Below are 15,580 nucleotides of genomic sequence, written 5' to 3'. Positions count from 1 at the left end.
CGCCAGGCGGTCGCCGCGCAAGGTTCAGGCAGCGTTGCTGCGGGCGTCACGCTGAGCCAGGTAATCGGCCAGCGCGCGCTGTTCGCTTGCACTGGTAAATAGCCCCAGTTTGGTCCTGCGCCAGAGGATATCCTGGGTGCTGACGGCCCATTCGATTTCGCGCAGGTAATCCACTTCCCGGGTGAACAGGCCACCGCCAATCGCCTGGCCCAGATCGTCCGGGCCGGTTACCCCTTCGAGCAGTTGCCAGGTGCGGCTGCCGTAGGTTACGGCCCAGCGCTTGGCGATGTCCGGGGCCAGCCACTGATGCCGTGAGAGCAGTTCTTCGACCAGTGCCTGGGGCGTACTCATGCCTTCAGCGCCGGGCAGCGCTGCGTGGGCTGTCCAGCTTTGGCCCATCTGGGTGAAGAACGGCTTGAGCTCTGCCATGGCCGACTCGGCAAGCTTGCGGTACGTGGTCAGTTTGCCGCCAAACACCGACAGCAACGGCGCCTCGCCTTGTGCGGCGGACAGCGCGAGGGTGTAGTCACGCGTGACCGCGGACGGGTTGTCCGACTCGTCGTTGCACAGCGGCCGCACGCCAGAGTAGGTGTGCAGGATATCGCCGCGGCTCAGCTGATGATTGAAGTGCGCGTTGACCACCTTTAGCAGGTAGTCGGTCTCTTGCTCGGTAATCGCCACCTTGGCCGGGTCGCCGCTGTACTCGCGGTCAGTGGTGCCGATCAGGGTGAAACGGTCCAGATACGGGATGCAAAAGACGATGCGTTGGTCTTCGTTCTGCAGGATATAGGCGTGGTCGCCTTCGTACAGGCGCGGCACGATCAGGTGGCTGCCCTGGATCAGGCGAATGCCGTACGGCGCGTCGAGCTTGAGGTCGTCCTTGATGAAGCTGGCGACCCACGGCCCGGCGGCGTTGACGAGCGCGCGCGCACGGATGCTCTGCAGGCTGCCATCGGCGTGTTGCAAGTCGACCTGCCAGAGGCCGTCGACTCGTTCGGCACGCAAGCAGCGGGTGCGGGTGAGAATGTCAGCACCGTGTTCGCGGGCGGCCATGGCGTTGAGTACTACCAGGCGGGCGTCATCGACGGCGCAGTCGGCATATTCGAAGCCGCGTGTAATGGCCGGTTTGAGCGGGTAGCCCGGGCCAAAGCGCAGGCTGCGCGAGGCGCCCAGGCGCTTGCGCTTGCCCAGGTGGTCGTAGAGGAACAGGCCGGCACGGATCATCCAGGCCGGGCGCAGGTGCGGCCGATGCGGGAGCACGAAGCGCATTGGCTTGACGATATGCGGCGCCTTGGCCAGCAGTACCTCGCGCTCGGCCAACGCCTCGCGCACCAGGCGGAATTCATAGTGCTCCAGGTAGCGCAGGCCACCGTGGATCAGCTTGCTGCTGGCCGACGAGGTGTGTTGTGCAAGGTCGTCCTTTTCACACAGGAACACTTTAAGCCCACGCCCGGCGGCGTCGGCAGCAATGCCCACGCCATTGATGCCACCGCCGATCACGGCGAGGTCATAGCAGTCGGCGAGTGGTGGCTGGGACGAAACGGACTGGGACACGGGCAAGGCCTCCTGGGGCTGTTCACATCGAATATGAACATTGATGTTCGTTTTCGAAAATACTAACGCAACAGAAAGCCAGTCGCCAGTCAGTCTTCATAGAAAAAACTGATCATATGGCAACAAAGTGAACAATTTCGAAAATATCGGGGCCGCTTGAACGGCCCGTCTGCGACTTAGACCACGTCCAGCCGAATCTTGTACTGGTTGAGCAATTGATGCAGAGCAGGCGTGGGCGGCTGGTCGGTCACCAGGCAGTCGACCAGGCTGATCGAACCCAGGCGCACCATGGCATTACGCCCGAACTTGCTGGAGTCGGCAGCCAGAATGACTTGGCGCGCGTTGGTAATGATGGCCTGGGATACCCGTACTTCCTGGTAGTCGAAGTCCAACAGGCTGCCATCTTCATCGATGCCGCTGATACCGACCAGGGCAAAGTCGACCTTGAATTGGCTGATGAAGTCGACACTCGCCTGGCCGACCACACCCCCATCGCGGCGCACCGTGCCACCGGCTACCAACACTTCGAAATCATCCTTGGCAGCGAGAATTGCGGCCACGTGCAGGTTGTTGGTGATCACCTTGAGGTGGCTGTGGTTGAGCAAAGCCCGGGCGATGGATTCGGTAGTGGTGCCGATGTTGATGAACAGCGAGGCATGGTCGGGGATCTGCCGCGCTACGGCATCGGCGATGCGTTGCTTTTCGTCGCGCATCTGGTCGGCGCGCATGGCATAGGCGGTGTTCTCGATGCTCGAGTCATAGGCCGCGCCGCCGTGGTAGCGGCGTAACAGGTTGAGTTCGGCGAGCTGGTTGATGTCGCGGCGAATGGTTTGCGGGGTGACGATGAACAACTGCGCCATTTCTTCGATGCTGACGTAGCCGCGTTCGCGCACCAGCTCGAGGATTTGTTGTTGGCGTGGGGGCAGATTCATGGGCGGTCCTTATGGGCTGCCGGACAAATTCTGCAATGATGCCGCAGGAAGCGGATGACGGCCAGTAGACGATGGGGCCGCCAGGCGGCCCCTGCCTATGTATCAAGCGTCGTGATCTTCCCAGTCACGGGTACGGTCGACCGCTTTGCGCCAGCCGGCATACAGCTTCTCTTTTTGCGTTTCGTCCAGCTGCGGGCTGAATTCGCGCTCGATGATCGCCTTGTCGCGCAGCTCGTCCAGGCCACTCCAGAAACCACAGGCCAGGCCCGCGAGGTAGGCAGCACCCAGCGCTGTAGTTTCGCGCATTTGCGGGCGTTCGACGCATGTGCCGAGGATATCGGCCTGGAACTGCATGAGGAAGTTGTTGGCCACCGCGCCACCGTCGACGCGCAATTCGGACAGGCGTTGGCCGCAGTCCTGTTGCATGGCGTCGAGCACGTCGCGGGTCTGGTAGGCGATCGACTCCAGCGCGGCGCGGATGATGTGGTCGACCTTGACCCCACGGGTCAGGCCGAACAGCGCGCCACGGGCGTACGGGTCCCAGTAAGGGGCGCCGAGGCCGGTGAAGGCAGGTACCAGATAGACGCCGTTGCTGTCCTTGACCTTGCTCGCGAAGTACTCGGTGTCGAGGGCGTCGTTGACGATCTTCAGTTCGTCGCGCAGCCATTGCACGGTTGAGCCGCCATTGAACACCGCGCCTTCCAGGGCATAGGCCACTTCGCCACGCGGGCCGCAGGCAATGGTGGTGAGCAGGCCGTGGGACGAGTTGACCGCCTTGTTGCCGGTGTTCATCAGCAGGAAGCAGCCGGTGCCATAGGTATTCTTGGCCTGGCCGGGTTCCACACACATCTGACCGAACAGCGCGGACTGCTGGTCACCGGCGATACCGGCGATGGCGATGCCGCTCTTGGTGTGGCCATAGACTTCGGAAGACGGACGCACCTCGGGCAGCATCTGGCGTGGGATGCCGAGGATTTCCAGCAGCTTTTCGTCCCACTGCAGGCTGTGGATGTTGAACATCAGCGTACGCGAGGCGTTGGTGTAATCAGTGACATGCACCTTGCCACCGGAGAACTTCCAGATCAGCCAGGTATCGATGGTGCCGAACAGCAGTTCGCCGCGCTCGGCGCGCTCACGGGCGCCTTCGACGTTGTCGAGGATCCACTTGAGCTTGGTGCCGGAGAAGTACGGGTCGGTGACCAGGCCAGTGGTTTCGCGGATGTACGCTTCGTGGCCGTCACGCTTGAGCTGGGCGCAGATTTCGGTGCTGCGGCGGCACTGCCAGACGATGGCGTTGTACACCGGGCGGCCGGTCTCTTTATCCCACACCACGGTCGTTTCACGCTGGTTGGTGATACCGATGGCTGCCACCTGGGCATGGCTGATGCCGGCCTGGGCGAGCGCCTCGACCATGGTCGCGCTCTGCGTGGCGAAGATTTCCATCGGGTCATGCTCGACCCAGCCCGCTTGCGGATAGTGCTGGGCGAATTCGCGCTGCGAGGTGCCGACCACATTGGCGTCGCGGTCGAAAATGATCGCCCGCGAACTGGTGGTGCCCTGGTCCAGGGCGATGATGTAGTTCTTATCCTGGGTGTCTGTCATGGTCGTAGGCCTTGCAAAAATAGGGGGTCAGGGCACAAGCATCAGTTGGCTTGAGTATCGCCCTGGCGATTGTCGTTTGTCTCAGGGTTCGCGTTTTGCGCCACTGGCAGGTTGCGGGCGATCAGGCCGCGATAAGTCGCGGCGCCCAGGCAAGCGCCCAGTATCGGTGCACACACCGGAACCAGGAAATACGGGATGTCCCGGCCGCCAGTGAAGGCGATTTCGCCCCAGCCGGCCAGGAAGGTCATCAGTTTTGGCCCGAAATCACGGGCCGGGTTCATCGCAAAGCCGGTCAGCGGGCCCATGGCACTGCCAATCACGGCGATCAGCAGGCCGATCAGCAGCGGTGCCATGGCACCGCGGGGCAAGCCGTTATTGTCGTCGGTCAGGGCCATGATCACCGCCATCAGGATCGCGGTGATCACCACTTCGACCAGAAAGGCCTGGCCAGTGGTGAGGGAAGGGTGTGGATACGTGGAAAACACCGAGGCCAGTTCAAGGCTTTCAGTGCTGCCGCGCAGCATGGCGTGGGTTTGTTCGAAATCGAAGAAGAGGCTGCTGTACAAGGTGTAGACCAGCGCTGCGCCGCAGAACGCGCCGCACACCTGGGCCAGCATGTAGAACGGCAGTTTGCGCTTGTCGAAACCAGCAAACAGCGTTAGTGCGATACTCACGGCCGGGTTCAGGTGCGCGCCGGAAATGCCGGCGGTGAGGTAGATCGCCATGCTCACACCGACGCCCCAGATAATACTGATCTCCCACAGCCCAAAGCTGGCGCCCGCTACCTTGAGCGCGGCGACACAACCGGTGCCGAAGAATATGAGCAGCGCCGTGCCGAGGAACTCGGCCAGGCATTGGCTGGACAGCGTGGGTTCGCGTAGAGCAGTCGTCATTGTGACCTCGTTTTTTTTGTTGTGAGGCGCGTGGGCGCTCGACAGCAAAGCCTGGTGTCTATCCCTGTTGACCTCAGGCAGATGTAGGAATGCACCTTATAAGTGCACCATTTATTCAGAAACGAAAAAATATAGACAAGAAACGCTTATGTCAAAGGTCGAAAGTGAACGGCCGGTCACGTTCTGGACGGTATTTGCGTTGCTGAGTCCGCGTGCTAGAGAGGCGCGTAGGGCATAAATTGGCTGGGTTGTGGGAATTGTCCTAAAGTAGCCGCCGATCTGTCCTAGACCGGAGCCCTGCATGACCCCCGCCCTCGATTTGCTGAAAAAAGCCCGCGCCGAGCACCGCGTGCACAGTTACGAACATGACCCTAAATCGGCGTCATATGGCCTGGAGGCAGCGGAGAAGTTGGGGCTGGATCCACAGCAGGTGTTCAAGACCTTGCTGGCCAGCAGCGAAAAGGGCGAATTGCTGGTGGCGGTGGTGCCGGTAGTGGGCACGCTGGACCTCAAGGCATTGGCGCATGCCGCGGGCGTGAAGAAATGCGAGATGGCAGACCCCGCAGCGGCGCAGCGGGCCACAGGCTACCTGGTCGGGGGCATCAGCCCGTTGGGGCAGAAGAAGCGCCTGCGCACCTTCATCGATGATTCGGCGCAAAACTTTGCAACTATCCATGTCAGCGCTGGGCGCCGTGGATTGGAAGTGGAGTTGGCAGCTGCGGTGTTGGCCGCACATACCCAGGGCACGTTTGCCGGAATCGGCCGGGGCTGATTCCACAAAGAGTGCGTTTTCTCAAGGAGACCACTGTACAAGTGGGAGCCGGCTTGCCGGCGATGGGCCGCGAAAGCGGCCCCAGTTACATGATCAGGTCGCCGAGCTGTACCGACGAACCCCGTTCTCCTGGCGCGGCAATTGGGCCGCAACACTGCCCGGCACCGGGAACAGCACCAGATGATCAGCCTTCACGGCAATCCCGACAGCTTCACCGACCTGGTGGTCAATATGGCTTGGGAATATCGCTTCCAACTGGCTACCGGTGGGCAGCTGCAGGCGGTACAGGGTCGATGCGCCGAGGAAACTCTTGCCGACGATGTTCGCCCGAAGCGCGCTGTCTGCGGCAGGCACGATGTCGTCTGGGCGCAGCAGCACGTCCACCGAGCTGCCCGGTGCCATGATGTAGGCGCGGTTGCCGCGCAGCTCACCGAGTTCGGTATTGACCGATTCGTGGCTGCTCATCTGGCCGCGGATGAAGTAACCCTGGCCGATGAAGCTCGCAACGAACGGGGTTTGCGGCTCATGGTAAAGGTTGTAGGGCGTATCCCACTGCTCCAGGCGGCCTTCCTTGAATACGCCCACGTGGTCGCTGACCGCAAAGGCTTCTTCCTGGTCATGGGTGACCAGGATCGCGCTGGTGCCGCGGCTTTTCAGGATGTCGCGGACCTCATGGCTGAGGCGCCGGCGCAGCTCCACATCGAGGTTGGAGAACGGCTCGTCGAGCAGCAGCAGTTGCGGTTCGGGGGCCAGCGCCCGGGCCAGGGCAACGCGCTGCTGCTGGCCACCGGAAAGCTCGTGCGGGTAACGCCCGCCCAGGCCACCGAGCTTGACCAGCTCGAGCATTTCTTCCACCACCTGCGCCTGTTGCGGGTGCTTGGCGATGCCGAAAGCGATGTTCTGCGCCACGGTCAGGTGCGGGAACAGTGCGTAGTCCTGAAACACCATGCCGATCCGGCGTTTTTCCGGGGACAGGGTGAAACCGGCGCGGGAAATGACCTCGCCGGCCAGCTGGATCTCACCCTCGTGCACCGGCTCGAAGCCGGCGATCGCACGCAGGGTGGTGGTCTTGCCGCAACCCGACGAGCCCAGCAGGCAACCGATGTCGCCTGCGTTCAGGTGCAGGTTGAGGTTCTGGACGATGCGCTGGTCGCCGTAGCCGCAGGCGAGGTCGCGCAGGTTGAGCAGTAGAGGTTGACTCATGCGTGGTGGTAAGCCGGTTCGACAAGGAATTCGAGAAGGGCCTTCTGTGCATGCAGGCGGTTTTCAGCCTGGTCCCAGGCGACCGAACGAGGGTCGTCGAGCAGGTCATGGCTGATTTCCTCACCGCGATGGGCGGGCAGGCAGTGCATGAACAGGGCGTCGGATGCCGCCAGGTCGAGCAGAGCGCGGGTGACCTGGTAAGGCGCGAAATGCGCCAGGCGCCGTGCAGTTTCCTCCTCTTGACCCATGGAAGTCCAGACATCGGTGGTCACCAGGTGCGCACCGCGGACGGCTTCACGCGGGTCACGGATGAGCTGCACGCGATCACCGCCCAGTGCCATGAAGCGTGGATCGGGGTCGTAGCCTTCCGGGCAGGCGATGCGCAGTTGGAAGTCGAACTGCTGGGCAGCTTCGATGTACGAGTTGCACATGTTGAAACCGTCGCCGATCCAGGCCACGGTCTTGCCCTGGATCGAGCCGCGGTGTTCATGGAAGGTCTGCATGTCGGCCAGCAACTGGCACGGGTGCGACTCGTCGGACAGGCCGTTGATCAGCGGCACCCGCGAGTTGGCGGCGAATTCGGTGAGGGTGCTGTGGGCGTGGGTGCGGATCATCACCGCATCGACCATGCTCGACAACACGATGGCGCTGTCGCTGATCGGCTCGCCTCGGCCCAGCTGGGTGTCGCGCGGGGACAGGAAGATCGCCTGGCCGCCGAGCTGGATCATGCCAGCCTCGAACGACACCCGGGTGCGGGTCGAAGATTTTTCGAAGATCATGCCCAGAACGCGGTTTTTCAGGGGTTCGAACAACACGCCGCGCTTGCGCAGGTCCTTCAGCTCGATGCCTCGGCGGATCACCCCGAGCAATTCGTCGGTGGTGAAATCCAGCAGGGAGAGAAAGTGCCTAGCGCTCATGATTGACTACCTTATCTGCAACGGTATGCAGGTCGACCGTATGGTTTTTTTTGACAACGGGAGTGACCTGCGGCGTAAGCCGCACGGGGCGGACGAAATAGGGAAAGGCGCAATACTATAATTAAATGTCGCCTGAAACCAAGAGGGGAAACAGCGGCTCTGTTGCAAAGGGTGTAATTACCCATTGAGCCTGCGCTGTTTTTTATTTGCTACAGGGGGTTGTACACGGCTTGCTGGCGATTTGGCAAATGGCTGTCGCAAATCGTGTGCCTGATGTCGGGGGATTCACACCACGAAGCGCGCTGGCAGGGGGCAAGGGCAGGGCGCATAGTCGGCTTCGGATAACAACTAAAGGCAGAGGCGGCCATGACCAAGACCCTGCATCACCGTGCCTGTCACCTGTGCGAAGCGATCTGCGGGCTGAACATCGATGTCAGCCATGACGAAGGCCGCGCGCGTATCAATTCGATCAAGGGCGATCCGCTGGATCCGTTCAGCCGCGGCCACATCTGCCCCAAGGCAGTGGCCCTGCAAGATATCCAGGACGACCCTGACCGCTTGCGTCAACCGCACCGGCGGGTTGGCGACCAGTGGCAGGCCATCAGCTGGGAGCAAGCCTTCGCCCTGGCGGCCGACAGGCTGTGGTCGATACAGCAGGCCCATGGGCGTAATGCCGTGGCGGTCTATCAGGGCAACCCCAGCGTGCACAACTACGGGTTGATGACCCACAGCAACTACTTCCTGGGCCTGCTGAAAACGCGCAACCGCTTTTCCGCCACGTCGGTTGACCAACTGCCACAGCACCTGACCAGCTACCTGATGTACGGCCACGGCCTGCTGCTGCCTGTTCCGGACATCGACCACACCGATTTCATGCTGATTCTTGGCGGCAACCCGTTGGCCTCCAACGGCAGCATCATGACCGTGCCAGACGTGGAAAAGCGCCTCAAAGCCCTCAAAGCACGCGGCGGACAGCTGGTCGTGGTGGACCCGCGGCGTAGCGAAACGGCGGCCATGGCGGACCGTCACCTGTTCATTCGCCCGGGTGGCGATGCCGCTTTGCTGTCCGGGCTGCTCAACACCCTGTTCGACGAGGGCTTGGCCCGCGGCTCGCATTTGCCGGTCAACGGGCTGCAGCACGTGCAGGCAGCGATTGCGCCTTTCAGCGCCGAGGCCATGAGTGCGCTTTGCGGCATCGACGCCTCCTGCATCCGCCAGCTGGCGCGCGATTTTGCCGCCGCCGACAAAGCTGTCTGTTATGGCCGCATGGGCGTGTCGACCCAGGCATTCGGCACGCTGTGCCACTGGCTGGTGCAAGTGATCAACCTGGTGACGGGCAACCTCGACCGCGAAGGCGGAGCGCTGTGCACTGAACCCGCCGTGGACCTGGTGGCGAGCACCTCGGGTGGCCATTTCAATGCCTGGCAGAGCCGGGTTTCAGGCTTGCCCGAATACGCTGGCGAATTGCCCGTGGCCGCCCTGGCCGAAGAAATGCTGACGCCTGGTGAAGGGCAGGTACGGGCCCTGGTGACCGTCGCTGGCAACCCGGTGCTCTCCACGCCCAATGGTCGTCAGCTGGATGCGGCCTTGCAGGGGCTGGAGTTCATGCTCAGCATCGACCTCTACATCAACGAGACGACCCGCCACGCCGACCTGATCCTGCCCTCTACGTCGGCGCTTGAAAACGACCATTACGACAGCACCTTCAACCTGCTGGCGGTGCGTAATGTCACCCGCTTCAACCGGGCGATCCTGGCCAAGCCGCAAGGCGCCCTGCACGACTGGGAAATCTTCGTCGGCCTGGCACAAGCCTTTGCCCAGCGCGCAGGGCTGGAACTCAAGCCGACCCTTGCACCGGCGCAAATGATCGACCTGGCGTTGCGTAAAGGGCGGTATGGCGAGGAGAGTGATTGGAAGCTTTCCCTCCAAGCGTTGGATGAACACCCGCATGGCCTCGATCTGGGCCCGTTGCGCGCCAATCTGGGGGCACGCCTGGCGACCGCGAGCAAGGCAGTGGAAGCAGCCCCACAGGCCGTACTGGATGACTTGCGCCGGCTTTCCCAACAAACCCCACCTGGGCCGGGCGAATTGTTACTGATCGGTCGGCGGCATGTGCGCAGTAACAACTCCTGGATGCACAACTTCCATCGGCTGGTCAAAGGCAAGCCGCGCCATCAGTTGCTCATGCATCCGCAAGATTTGCTGCAGCGGCAGTTGGAGGATGGCCAGCGAGTACGCATCCGCTCCCGTACCGGTAGCCTGGAGGTCGAGGTGCAGGCTTGCGAGGACATGATGCCAGGGGTGGTCAGCCTGCCGCATGGTTTCGGCCATGGCCGCCAGGGCGTGCACATGCAGATCGCGCAGGCGCAGCCTGGTGTCAGTGCCAATGACCTGACCGATGAGTGTTTGCGCGATGCCGTTTCCGGTAACGCAGCGCTCAATGGCGTGCCCGTGCAAGTGGAGGCCGCCTGAGGCTTGGCAAGGCCGAGCACGGCGCTTGGGTTTCCGATACAATGCGTCACCGTGCCGACGACCGTGTCGGAAAGTTCAGCCGAGGTGCTACATGGATATCATCGAAACCATCAAAGAGCAGATTGCCAACAACACCATTCTGCTTTACATGAAAGGCTCGCCGAATGCCCCGCAGTGTGGCTTCTCGTCCCGTGCCTCGCAGGCCGTCATGCAGTGTGGCGAGAAGTTCGCCTACGTCGACATCCTGCAGAACCCGGAAATCCGCGCCAACCTGCCCAAGTACGCCAACTGGCCTACCTTCCCGCAGCTTTGGGTCGCCGGTGAACTGGTCGGCGGTAGCGACATCGTTCTCGAGATGTTCGAGAATGGCGAGTTGCAGACCCTGATCAAGGAAGCCGCCGCCAAGGCCAAAACTTCCGAAGCCTGACCTTCCGGCAGGCATAAAAAAACCCGCTCATGGCGGGTTTTTTATTGGGCGCTGATTTTACTCTTCGCCCATCTGCGACTGCAGGTAGTTCTCGATGCTGATCTTGTCGATCAGGCTCAATTGAGTTTCCAGCCAGTCGATGTGCTCTTCCTCGGACTCGAGGATGTCTTCGAGCATGTCACGCGAGCCGAAGTCGCCGACGGTTTCGCAGTGGGCAATGGCGGCTTTCAGGTCGGCCAGGCCTTTCTGTTCGAGCTTCAGGTCGCACTCGAGCATTTCCTTGGTGTGCTCGCCGATCAGCAGCTTGCCCAGGTCCTGAACGTTAGGGATGCCCTCGAGGAAGAGAATACGCTTGATCAGTTTGTCAGCGTGCTTCATCTCATCGATGGATTCCTTGTACTCGTGCTTGCCGAGCTTGTTCAGGCCCCAATCTTCGTACATGCGGGCGTGCAGGAAGTACTGGTTGATCGCGACCAGCTCGTTTCCGAGGATCTTGTTGAGATGCTGGATGACGCTTACGTCGCCTTTCATTGCGGGTTCCTGCCCTGTAGAAGTGTGCCAATACAGAGAAGTTTGAGCCTGATACTTAGGGCTGTCAAACCTAAGTTCTTGAATAATAAGTGAAAATTAATAGGAATAAGAATGTTTGTGAACCGCGTTGGAGAGCTAACTTATTGAATTCTAGGCATAAAAAAACCGGACACGAGGCCCGGTTCTTCAAAATTGGCGTTATCAAGCGGCAGTAAATTCTACCGGATAAGGCAGGGCGGCTTGCTGGCTGACCTGAAGCTTGGTGAGCGTCTCACGCACCACCTCCTTGGCCAGGCAGGCACACTTGCCACATTGGCTGGCGACGTTGGTCGCGGCTCGAACTTCCTTGTAGCTGCAGCATCCTTCATAGATCGCATCGCGGATCTGTCCGTCGGTCACGCCGACACAAAGACACACATACATAAAGTCGGACCATCGCTGGTTGAGTCGATGTGGGGAGAGTAATGGTAATGAGAATGCTTGTCAAAACACTTCGTCGGAGCCCGCGTGCTTGAGCGACCGGTGGTTGGATTCGGCCTGTCATCAGAAGCCGTGTATGATGGGCGGCCTTTGTTGGATGTCGGGCAAGCCCGCTTGGCCCGGCAAACGGTTTTTCACCCTCATCAGGAGATTACAATGAGCGTACTCGTTGGCAAACAAGCCCCCGACTTCACCGTTCCGGCTGTGCTGGGCAACGGCGAAATCGTCGACAGCTTCAACCTGGCCTCGGCCATCAAGGGCAAGTACGGCCTGGTGTTCTTCTACCCGCTGGACTTCACCTTCGTCTGCCCGTCCGAGCTGATCGCCCTGGACAACCGCATCCCGGACTTCCAGGCGCGCAACGTCGAAGTGATCGGCGTGTCGATCGACTCGCACTTCACCCACAACGCCTGGCGTAACACCCCGGTCAACAACGGCGGCATCGGCCAGGTGAAGTACACCCTGGCGGCCGACATCACCCACGAAATCTGCAAAGCCTACGACGTCGAGTCCGAAGGCGGCGTGGCCTTCCGTGGCGCCTTCCTGATCGACACCAATGGTGTGGTCCGTTCGCAAATCGTCAACGACCTGCCACTGGGCCGTAACATGGACGAGCTGCTGCGCCTGGTCGATGCCCTGCAGTTCCACGAAGAGCACGGCGAAGTCTGCCCGGCCAACTGGAAAAAAGGCGACAAGGGCATGAACGCTTCGCCAGAAGGCGTTGCTGCTTACCTGAGCGAGAACGCTGGCAAGCTGTAATTGCCAAGCGCATAAAAAAACCGGCCTTCGTGGCCGGTTTTTTTATGCCTGGATGCCGAGGCTTCCCAGTGCTTGTTCTTGCCCCATCGCCGGCAAGCCGGCTTCCACAGGCTCGAGCATTGCGCAGCACCTGTGGGGCCGGCTTGCCGGCCATGAGGGCCTCAACTCAGTCGTTGAAGTCGCGCCAGCCGCCCATTTCCTTCCAGCGGTTGACGATGCCGCAGAACAGCTCGGCCGTCTTCTCGGTGTCGTAACGCGCGGAATGCGCCTCACGGCCATCGAAGTCGATGTCGGCACTCTGGCAGGCACGCGCCAGCACGGTCTGGCCGTACGCCAGGCCAGCCAGGGTGGCGGTGTCGAAGCTGGAGAACGGGTGGAACGGGTTGCGCTTCAGATCGTTGCGGGCCACCGCGGCGTTGAGGAAGCCCAGGTCGAAGCTGCTGTTGTGGCCGACCAGGATCGCCCGCTTGCAGCCATTGGCCTTCAGTGCCTTGCGCACGCCACGGAAAATGTCGGTCAGCGCGCTTTCCTCGCTCACCGCCATGCGCAGCGGGTGGTCCAGCTTGATGCCGGTGAACTCCAGTGCGGCAGCCTCGATGTTGGCGCCTTCAAATGGCTCGACACGGTAGAAGTAGGTGTGTTCAGGGAACAGAAAACCTTTTTCGTCCATGCCGATGGTCACGGCAGCGATCTCGAGCAGGGCGTCGGTGGCGCTGTTGAAACCGCCGGTCTCGACATCCACCACCACTGGCAGGTAGCCACGGAAGCGCTCGGCCATTGGGTGACGCGAGCCGCTACCGGCCTGGCCTTCCTGGTCGTCTTCGTAGAGGTCTTCGCTCACGCGTTGTCCTCCAGCAGGCGCCAGCGCAGTTTTTCACCGGCGCGCAGCGGGATCACGGTCTGCTCGCCAAACGGCAGGCTGTCCGGGGCAGTCCACTCTTCGCGCACCAGGGTGATGCTGTCGGTGTTTGCCGGCAGGCCGTAGAAGGCCGGGCCGTGCAGGCTGGCGAAACCTTCCAGCTTGTCCAGCGCATTGCGCTGTTCGAAGGCTTCGGCGTACATCTCGATGGCCGCATAAGCGGTGTAGCAACCGGCACAACCGCAGGCAGCTTCCTTGGCGTGACGGGCATGGGGGGCCGAATCGGTGCCGAGGAAGAACTTCGGGTTGCCGCTGGTAGCCGCGTCCAGCAGCGCCACCTGGTGGGTGTTGCGCTTGAGGATCGGCAGGCAGTAGAAGTGTGGGCGAATGCCGCCAACCAGCATGTGGTTGCGGTTGTACAGCAGGTGCTGGGCAGTGATGGTCGCGCCGACGTTGGCCGAGGCCTCGGTGACGAACTGCGCGGCATCGGCCGTGGTGATGTGCTCGAACACTACTTTCAACGACGGGAAGCGCTCGACCAGGCGGCGCATGTGCTCGTCGATGAAGCGCTTTTCGCGGTCGAACACGTCGATCTCGCTGCGGGTTACTTCACCGTGCACCAGTAGCGGCATGCCGACTTCTGCCAGCGCTTCGATAGCCGGGAAGATGTTGTCGATGCTGGTGACGCCGGAATCGGAGTTGGTGGTCGCGCCGGCCGGGTACAGCTTGGCGGCGTAGACGATGCCGCTGGCCTTGGCCGCGCGGATGTCCTCCGGGCTGGTGCGGTCGGTGAGGTACAGCACCATCAGCGGCTCGAAGCGGCTGCCGGCCGGGCGTGCAGCAAGGATGCGCTCGCGGTAGGCCGTAGCTTCGTCGGCATTGCGTACCGGTGGAACCAGGTTGGGCATGATGATGGCACGGGCGAAGGTACGCGCCACATCGCCAACGGTGTGGGGCAGGACGGCACCATCGCGCAGATGGATGTGCCAGTCGTCGGGACGCAGGAGGGTCAGGCGATCGGACATTGGGGATTCCAGGCGGGTCGAACTCAGGGCCCAATGCTACCGGAAAACCCCGTGCCGAGCACGGCTATCAAGTTTTCCGGCATGCGTCCGATAGCCTGCCTGTAAGCCGTCAGAATTAGTGGAGCCGCCCGTGCGCCAGCGTTACCTAGCCCTGTTGACCCTGATCGCCAGCCTGCCGGCTGGTGCATTGACCTTCCAGACCCGCATGGAGAACATCGCCTGGAAAGTCGAGGGTGACCAGTTCGAATGCCGCCTGATCCAGCCGATCGACGGTTTTGGCAGTGGCGAATTCGTGCGCAGGGCAGGTGAGCAGCCGGTGTTCCAGCTGCGTTCGACCAGTAATGTGCTGGGTGCCGGGTCTGCCACGCTGCTGGCCGCTGCCGCACCGTGGCAACCCGGGCGTGGTGACATCAACCTGGGAGCGGTGCGCCTGGCGCGCAGCGGTGTCCTGTTCAGTTCGTCCCAAGGCCAGGCAAGCCGCCTGATCAATGGGTTGCTCGATGGCCGCAGTACGGTGGTGCGAAGCTATACCGGCGAAGCGGGGCGGCCGATGGAAGTCCGTGTGCTGCCGGTGAGCTTCGCCAAGGCCTACAGTGACTATCAGGCCTGTGCCGGCAAGATGTTGGCGATGAATTACGATCAGGTTCGCCAGACTCAGGTCGGTTTCCCCGGGGGCGGGATTGATCTGGACGCTTCGGCCCGTGCGCGGCTGGATGTGATTCTCGACTATCTCAAGGCTGATCCGACGGTCAACCACATCGAACTCAATGGTCACTCCGACAACAGTGGCAACCGCCTGACCAACCGGGATACGTCGCGGCGCCGTGCGCTGGCGGTCGCTGATTACTTCAAGGCCCACGGTATTGCTGAAGATCAGATCACCGTACGCTTCCATGGTGAGCGATATCCGCTGGTGAAGAACAACAGTGCCGCGAACCGCGCACGCAACCGGCGGGTCAATATCGAGCTGGATCGTGTGGTGCCGGTGGAGAAGCCGGCACCGGTTGCGGCGCCGGCGAGTGGGGCTGGGGCTGGGGCTGGTCCGGCTTCCGCACCGGCGGCACCAGGGGTGAAAGCATCCTGATTTTTTGGGGGGAGCGGGGATCGAGGGGGCACCAAGTGCATGCCTTGAGGGGTGTGGCGCCTATGAGATC

Annotated in this window: 15 protein-coding genes; 5 read left to right on the top strand and 10 right to left on the bottom strand. The window is 61.7% G+C overall.

Features of this window, described 5'->3' with window-relative positions; translation table 11 throughout:
* Nucleotides 1-24: 24 nt before the first annotated feature.
* The 4 genes from glpD to ACFY68_RS07940 all read right to left on the bottom strand — a co-directional run bounded on the left by glpD (nucleotide 25) and on the right by ACFY68_RS07940 (nucleotide 4,981).
* Nucleotides 25-1,554, bottom strand: a complete 1,530-nt coding sequence (glpD, locus tag ACFY68_RS07955; RefSeq protein ID WP_387525354.1) for a glycerol-3-phosphate dehydrogenase — start codon at nucleotides 1,552-1,554, stop codon at nucleotides 25-27.
* 176 nt (nucleotides 1,555-1,730) lie between these two features.
* The gene (gene glpR, locus ACFY68_RS07950; RefSeq protein WP_233691111.1) at nucleotides 1,731-2,486 is read right to left on the bottom strand and encodes a DNA-binding transcriptional repressor GlpR; all 756 of its coding nucleotides are present in this window, start codon (nucleotides 2,484-2,486) and stop codon (nucleotides 1,731-1,733) included.
* 102 nt (nucleotides 2,487-2,588) lie between these two features.
* Entirely contained in the window at nucleotides 2,589-4,088 is a 1,500-nt protein-coding gene (glpK, locus tag ACFY68_RS07945) for a glycerol kinase GlpK (RefSeq protein WP_346614439.1), read from the bottom strand.
* Nucleotides 4,089-4,129: 41 nt separating this feature from the next.
* Nucleotides 4,130-4,981, bottom strand: coding sequence for an MIP/aquaporin family protein (locus ACFY68_RS07940; protein WP_346614438.1), 852 nt, complete (start codon nucleotides 4,979-4,981; stop codon nucleotides 4,130-4,132).
* 301 nt (nucleotides 4,982-5,282) lie between these two features.
* Between ACFY68_RS07940 and ybaK the strand changes: the two genes are divergently transcribed.
* Nucleotides 5,283-5,753, top strand: a complete 471-nt coding sequence (ybaK, locus tag ACFY68_RS07935) for a Cys-tRNA(Pro) deacylase (RefSeq protein ID WP_346614437.1) — start codon at nucleotides 5,283-5,285, stop codon at nucleotides 5,751-5,753.
* Nucleotides 5,754-5,846: 93 nt separating this feature from the next.
* Here ybaK and ACFY68_RS07930 read toward each other — a convergent pair whose 3' ends face one another.
* Together ACFY68_RS07930 and argF are read right to left on the bottom strand one after the other, a co-directional pair.
* Nucleotides 5,847-6,956 carry an ABC transporter ATP-binding protein gene (locus ACFY68_RS07930; protein ID WP_387525348.1) on the bottom strand — a complete coding sequence of 370 codons (1,110 nt, stop codon included), beginning with the start codon at nucleotides 6,954-6,956 and terminating at the stop codon, nucleotides 5,847-5,849.
* Nucleotides 6,953-7,873 carry an ornithine carbamoyltransferase gene (argF, locus tag ACFY68_RS07925; protein WP_387525345.1) on the bottom strand — a complete coding sequence of 307 codons (921 nt, stop codon included), beginning with the start codon at nucleotides 7,871-7,873 and terminating at the stop codon, nucleotides 6,953-6,955. The genes ACFY68_RS07930 and argF overlap by 4 nt, the downstream gene beginning before the upstream one ends.
* A 366-nt stretch (nucleotides 7,874-8,239) precedes the next feature.
* Here argF and ACFY68_RS07920 point away from each other — a divergent pair, with 366 nt between their 5' ends.
* Both ACFY68_RS07920 and grxD read left to right on the top strand, forming a co-directional pair.
* Nucleotides 8,240-10,345 carry a molybdopterin oxidoreductase family protein gene (locus ACFY68_RS07920; RefSeq protein ID WP_387525343.1) on the top strand — a complete coding sequence of 702 codons (2,106 nt, stop codon included), beginning with the start codon at nucleotides 8,240-8,242 and terminating at the stop codon, nucleotides 10,343-10,345.
* Nucleotides 10,346-10,436: 91 nt separating this feature from the next.
* The gene (grxD, locus tag ACFY68_RS07915; protein ID WP_387525340.1) at nucleotides 10,437-10,772 is read left to right on the top strand and encodes a Grx4 family monothiol glutaredoxin; all 336 of its coding nucleotides are present in this window, start codon (nucleotides 10,437-10,439) and stop codon (nucleotides 10,770-10,772) included.
* A 57-nt stretch (nucleotides 10,773-10,829) separates the two neighbouring features.
* On the opposite strand, the gene bfr is transcribed toward grxD, so the two are convergent.
* Entirely contained in the window at nucleotides 10,830-11,303 is a 474-nt protein-coding gene (bfr, locus tag ACFY68_RS07910) for a bacterioferritin (protein WP_346614434.1), read from the bottom strand.
* A 201-nt stretch (nucleotides 11,304-11,504) separates the two neighbouring features.
* The gene (locus ACFY68_RS07905; RefSeq protein WP_346614433.1) at nucleotides 11,505-11,726 is read right to left on the bottom strand and encodes a bacterioferritin-associated ferredoxin; all 222 of its coding nucleotides are present in this window, start codon (nucleotides 11,724-11,726) and stop codon (nucleotides 11,505-11,507) included.
* Nucleotides 11,727-11,939: 213 nt separating this feature from the next.
* On the opposite strand from ACFY68_RS07905, the gene ACFY68_RS07900 reads away from it, so the two are divergent.
* The gene (locus ACFY68_RS07900) at nucleotides 11,940-12,542 is read left to right on the top strand and encodes a peroxiredoxin (protein WP_033702669.1); all 603 of its coding nucleotides are present in this window, start codon (nucleotides 11,940-11,942) and stop codon (nucleotides 12,540-12,542) included.
* Nucleotides 12,543-12,708: 166 nt separating this feature from the next.
* Here the strand turns inward: ACFY68_RS07900 and rnt are convergent, their stop codons facing one another.
* Both rnt and pyrC read right to left on the bottom strand, forming a co-directional pair.
* A complete protein-coding gene (gene rnt / locus ACFY68_RS07895; protein WP_346614432.1) occupies nucleotides 12,709-13,383 on the bottom strand; it encodes a ribonuclease T in 675 nt (224 codons plus the stop codon).
* On the bottom strand, nucleotides 13,380-14,426 hold the full coding sequence (gene pyrC / locus ACFY68_RS07890) for a dihydroorotase (protein ID WP_387525336.1): 1,047 nt from the start codon (nucleotides 14,424-14,426) through the stop codon (nucleotides 13,380-13,382). The genes rnt and pyrC overlap by 4 nt, the downstream gene beginning before the upstream one ends.
* Nucleotides 14,427-14,556: 130 nt before the next feature.
* On the opposite strand from pyrC, the gene ACFY68_RS07885 reads away from it, so the two are divergent.
* Nucleotides 14,557-15,510 carry an OmpA family protein gene (locus tag ACFY68_RS07885; RefSeq protein WP_387525333.1) on the top strand — a complete coding sequence of 318 codons (954 nt, stop codon included), beginning with the start codon at nucleotides 14,557-14,559 and terminating at the stop codon, nucleotides 15,508-15,510.
* Nucleotides 15,511-15,580: the final 70 nt, after the last annotated feature.

It is taken from the genome of Pseudomonas sp. NPDC012596, assembly GCF_042902325.1.
In the GTDB taxonomy this organism is placed as follows: Bacteria; Pseudomonadota; Gammaproteobacteria; order Pseudomonadales; family Pseudomonadaceae; genus Aquipseudomonas.
Note: the sequence above shows the minus strand (reverse complement) of the source record. Positions and strands in the feature narration are given on the sequence as shown.